The following is a 4,908-nucleotide window of genomic DNA, read 5'->3' as shown; positions in this document are numbered from 1 at the left end:
GGCAACCCGCTACGACAGGTGCCCGAAGGTCTTCCTGTCAGCAATCGCCCTTGCAGCACTCGTTATCTATTGGCTATGAGTCCTGACCCTAAGCCGCTAAATTTTCTAATCCTTACACCATAGGCAACAGCATACGCGCAACTCCGGCACGCAACTACCTGAAACACCATCACTAATGCCAAAAATTCAGCTCGCTTCAGGTTTCCTTCGCCCACCTGCGCCTTTAATCTACTTTATTCTACGGCCATGGGACGGGTGGAATGGGCATTGCTCCGGCCCCCCATTCGTCTCGGGCTTTCGTCACAAGCGTTCGAACACGGCCTGAGCTCTGTCGAATGATGGTTGCGTAAGCGGCATGAGCCAGTCGACGTCCTGCCTCACTATCGGACGGATAGTGGAGCCCAAGAATTTCACGGTTTCTGGCGATGCGGCGCGCCATGTCAAATAGCGGATTCGTCTGATCTCCGGTAATGGTGGCGCCAGCTACTGAAGGAGGCGCCAGAACTTCATCCATTGCTGCATTCAGCAATAGCGCTGCCAACCAGGCTTGCGTTGCGTGACCGCTCGGGAACGAGGAATGCTCCGGTGGATCAATTGGTGGCATCAACGTCGGGCACAACTGCGATGGGCGCGGGCGATTGAAGAATGCCTTGTAAAGCATTGCGAGATGCGTACCGGCCTCGATTGCAAACGCCAAAAGCTTCGCGGTATATGGATGAGTGATCCGATTGAATGTTATGATCCCGCTAAAGCACTGATCTATCGATACTGCCTGCTCCAACGCCTCATCCAAAACACCCGGTCGATACTCGATGAGACCGATTAACTCGATCAACTCTTGTTCAAGAACGGTCATACTTGTCGGCGCCGGCTGGGGCCACGATTTCAACTTTTTCAAGGGGTCAGAGGGGTGAAGGGGGTCATCGACCTCATCGAAATCAAACGGACCGGAACTCGTAGTTGGAAAACCAAGCGACGACGGCGGTCCTGCTGTCGTAGCCCAAGCTTGAATTGCGCGATCAAACAATGGCAACAAGCTACGAGCGTAGTTGTAAGGTGCCCAATGGGCGTCTGTCCAAGAACCGGGAATATTGAGTTTGTAAAACTCGTGCAGACGAAAGGGTCGCGACGCGTCTGGCGCAATCTCGATCATCAGCTCCGGGTCAACATGAGGCCAAGACTGCCCGCGCCACCACCAGAGATGCGGATTGTTATCGTCTAATGCAGCGTTAGAGCGCTTTATATTCGCTGTTATTCCAACAACTCGTCCACCGCCAGCATTACCGGACGACCCGGTCATCGAAAAGTTCGAATTGTTGGAGTTATTGGAATTGTTCGAATTATTGGAGTTATTCGAATTGTTTGAGTTATTTGAATTATGCATTTTATTTCCCCCCTAAAAATTCAGATTGAAACTCGCCTAACCCGGCAAACTAGATGCCCGAAGGTGCTTCAACCACGTCAACTGAAGCTGTTCATCGGCAAATGTTGAATGCGCTTTAGCATAATCATCAACGCGGAATTCAGGAGCGTACCGCAACAAAGCATCTGCGGCGACCTTTGCTCCAATTGTATCGCCCTCTGCAGCAAGCGACGCAGCTAGCAATCGCAGGGACGGTAGGTGCCCGTCTTCTTCATCAAGAGCTCGACGCGCCCAATATGCGGCGCGTGAGAAGTTTCCAGCCGAATAGTGTGCTATCGAAAGCCAATCATACTCCCGAAATGGGATTTGATCGAGTGGTATGAGCTGATGTGCCTGTTCAGCATATTTCACTGCATCCTGCCCGCGACCGACATATGCCATGGTGCCAGCAGAGATCATGAGCACAAAAGTGTTTCCGGGTCCGATGTATCGCGCCCGTTCCATCAGGGCTAGCGCAGCTTCGTGATCATCTCGCAAAAACGCCTTGGTCTGAGCCAAAACTGCAATCGCCTGAGCATTTGTTTCATCTAGTTCCACTGCACGTTTTGCGTCTTCTTCTGCGGCGGACTTCGCAACTTCCCGGTCTTCGATCCACCCCTGAACGACCATCATGATCCACCAGGCAGCGCGCCAACAATACGCTGCCGCGAACCCGGGGTCGTCAGCAATAGCTTGATCCAGGTACTTACGTGCTTCCTCATAACTTTCGCGCTTCAAATGCCTCATCAAGTCCAATGCCTTAAGCTGGCAATCATAGGCCGAGAAAACTTCTGCAGGTTTGCGGAGCGCGCGGTTCAGTTCTGCACGACGCACTTGTGGCGCAATACTAGCCGTAATTTCAGCCACTAGCTGATCTTGTTGATCAAAAATTTGATCTTGTTCAATTTCGGAACGCTTGGACAACATGGTAACTCCAGTTTTTGAGTCACTTAGAGTCACCGACAATCTTATTTTTCCGCTTTGGCGCCTGACTGTACCTTGAAGGACATAGCGAACGCCAAGCACGCGCCGCGCTTCCCTCGGATCAATCTGGCAATCGCGAAAACCAAGCGTGGACGCACGAGCGATAACCACCATTTCATGCAATCCGGAAAGACAACAAATCAAATCCTCGACAAGCCCGTCTGAGAAATACGCGTCCTCATCCGACGGTCCAAGATTCTCAAATGGTAGTATCGCGATAGATGGTATTTCATCCTTCGCGTGAAATACGCCGATAGCTTTAGCAGGGCTTGTGTTCAAACCATAAGTGCGGACTGGTCTTTCAAAACCCTTGAGCGCGACGAAGCCAAGATCTCGGATTTCTGTTGAACGTGACTTGCGGATAACTTCGGAGGCCGAGTGAGACAGTATTACGGAATCTGCAGTCGCCGCTTCTTGCAGGCGTTTGGCCAAATTCACGCCATCCCCAAAGACGTCACCATCGGAAAACAGAACTGTCGAATAGTTGATTCCTATTCGAAATCGTAACCCTTTCCATCGAGGACGGGTATTTGACCTATCTTCAATCAGCAGCCTGTTGACGTTTTCAGCTAAAGTAACGGCTGATTCCACACTTTCGAATGTTACAAGTAGCCCGTCGCCTAAGTTTTTTTGCGTCTCTGCGCCGAGCTGGTCCAACATAGGATGCACAATACTAGACAAGAAATCATCGAAAACTGCAAAGGCATGATCCTCATCCTTGGACGCCCACGAAGTAAATCCCACAGCGTCCGCAAACATAATCGCCATGAGTCTCTTTAAGGGTTTTTGGGCCGCCGTTCCCGTGTACCAACTAAGTAAGTTTTGCTCGGCCATATCCGACTTCGCGCCAAAAATTGATTTAAGGACCCTTTTTCCTTACACTAATTCCATTGATTTTTCGACTATAGCTTTCTCAACGCAGTTGTGAGGCCCCTGCCATGCCGCAAAGTAACAGGTACATTATTTGGCGAGGGATCGCCGATCCAGAAATCGACGAACTCCTTCGTCGTGCCGATGAGGACGATATAGAGATCACTCGTACAGATGATTTTGTCGTTGTTAACGCTACCGAAGAGGACATTCTAGCGGTTTTCGGACCATACTTGCGAGACAACCAAATACTTGCGCCTGAAGGCGCGACAATTCTTGGTGAGATCGAACTGACTGGCCAGTTTCTGGTTGGGATCGATGCACCCATCGATTTCGCAGAATACAACGGACGACGCAACGTCTCGCCTGGACCTGCCTCTTTTGACAGGGATAGCGCCGAAAATCTGATCGCCGCTTCCGAAATTCGAAATTTTGCGGCTTCAGGTACGAGGCGTGTTAATGTCGTTATTGTGGACGGCGGACTTGACGAAAGTTACCTTAATTCAATTGGCTACACCAAGCCGCTAGAAACTCTTCCTGGTATTACGGGGTCGCACGTTGCACCTCACGCGCGACAAAGCCAACGGCATGCCAACGCGGTCGCACGAAGTATTTTCTCGATTGCGCCGGATGTTCATTTTGTTGACGCACCGATCTTGCCAGATCGCATCGACTATGTGGACTTATTTGCCAGTAGAGTGATTCAATTGATTGCTGCGCTATTGGGAGAAATAAATGGTCGAAGCGACGAGTCTTGGGTGGTTGTTTGTGCTTGGGGATTACTAGATCGAAAATACGACCGATTCCTAGGCACTTATGCGGATAATCACAATCATATGCTTTCAACGGTCATCAAACATCTAGTTACGAAAGGCGTCGACGTTGTTTTTTCCGCAGGCAACAGTGGTTTGTTTTCGCCTGACTTTAGAAGTGGGCATACGGATCGAGGTCCCTACGGAAGCATTATGGGATCGAACGGCCTTCCATCTGTACTTACGGTAGGCGGTGTCAATGCAATCGAAAGGTGGATCGGGGAGAGTTCTCAAGGGCCAGAGCCCCCTGACTTGCGATTTGTAGGCATCAAAGCCCCTAGAAAACCAGATGTTTGCGCACCGACTTGGTTTTGCGAAAATTACGACAGGCATGCCGCACTTACTGGCACGTCCGGTGCCTGTGCAGTCGCCGCTGGCGTTGTCGCCGCCGTTAGAAGAAAAAAAAGCCCAGCGTCTCTATCACCTTCCGATCTAATAGACAGAATTCGCGATACCGCTAGAGTAATCGGTTACACAAAACGAGATGACCGCTCTACGCCAGCGGAATGGAGAATTGGATCAGGGATTGTTGACTGTGCAGAGTTGGTAAAAGTACTTTAGCGCCTTGTTTGGTTATGGAGGTGGATAATCCGATCTTCGTGACCTTGCACGGCGCGATACAGCCACGTTGAGATTGAACCGGTTGCTCAGCATAATGCGCCAGACTGGTTTTGAATGTGTTGCGAGAGTGTTAGGGTCAGCACTCATTGATTTCCGCGTGGCTGCGTGTGTCACGGTTCGAAAATCGAGCGGTGACCATGTCTGATCTTTTTTGGCTGACGGATGCGCAGATGGCGCGTCTTGAGCCTTTCTTCCCCAAGTCCCACGGCAAACAACGCG

At 50.7% G+C, this 4,908-nt stretch carries 3 protein-coding genes and 1 pseudogene; 2 read left to right on the top strand and 2 right to left on the bottom strand.

What is annotated here, in order from left to right; translation table 11 throughout:
* Positions 1–238: 238 nt before the first annotated feature.
* Both ACR0J8_RS24010 and ACR0J8_RS24005 read right to left on the bottom strand, forming a co-directional pair.
* Complete coding sequence (locus ACR0J8_RS24010) at positions 239–1,384, bottom strand: phosphatase PAP2 family protein (protein ID WP_480527924.1); 1,146 nt, start codon at positions 1,382–1,384, stop codon at positions 239–241.
* Between the two features lie 36 nt (positions 1,385–1,420).
* Positions 1,421–3,220, bottom strand: coding sequence for an adenylate/guanylate cyclase domain-containing protein (locus tag ACR0J8_RS24005; RefSeq protein ID WP_480527923.1), 1,800 nt, complete (start codon positions 3,218–3,220; stop codon positions 1,421–1,423).
* Positions 3,221–3,324: 104 nt separating this feature from the next.
* Here ACR0J8_RS24005 and ACR0J8_RS24000 point away from each other — a divergent pair, with 104 nt between their 5' ends.
* Complete coding sequence (locus ACR0J8_RS24000) at positions 3,325–4,629, top strand: S8 family serine peptidase (protein ID WP_480892810.1); 1,305 nt, start codon at positions 3,325–3,327, stop codon at positions 4,627–4,629.
* 197 nt (positions 4,630–4,826) lie between these two features.
* Positions 4,827–4,908 (top strand): annotated as a pseudogene (locus tag ACR0J8_RS23995) (IS5/IS1182 family transposase); the annotation flags it as partial.

The organism is Ruegeria sp. N11 (assembly GCF_056531525.1).
The sequence above is the reverse complement of the archived record's forward strand: the minus strand, read 5'-3'. Positions and strand labels throughout refer to the sequence as shown.

Bases quoted from the DNA above. Each gene is read 5' to 3' on its own strand.
- ACR0J8_RS24000 (WP_480892810.1), top strand. From the start codon at position 3,325: ATGCCGCAAAGTAACAGGTACATTATTTGGCGAGGGATCGCCGATCCA.
- ACR0J8_RS24010 (WP_480527924.1), bottom strand. From the start codon at position 1,384: ATGCATAATTCAAATAACTCAAACAATTCGAATAACTCCAATAATTCG.
- ACR0J8_RS24005 (WP_480527923.1), bottom strand. From the start codon at position 3,220: ATGGCCGAGCAAAACTTACTTAGTTGGTACACGGGAACGGCGGCCCAA.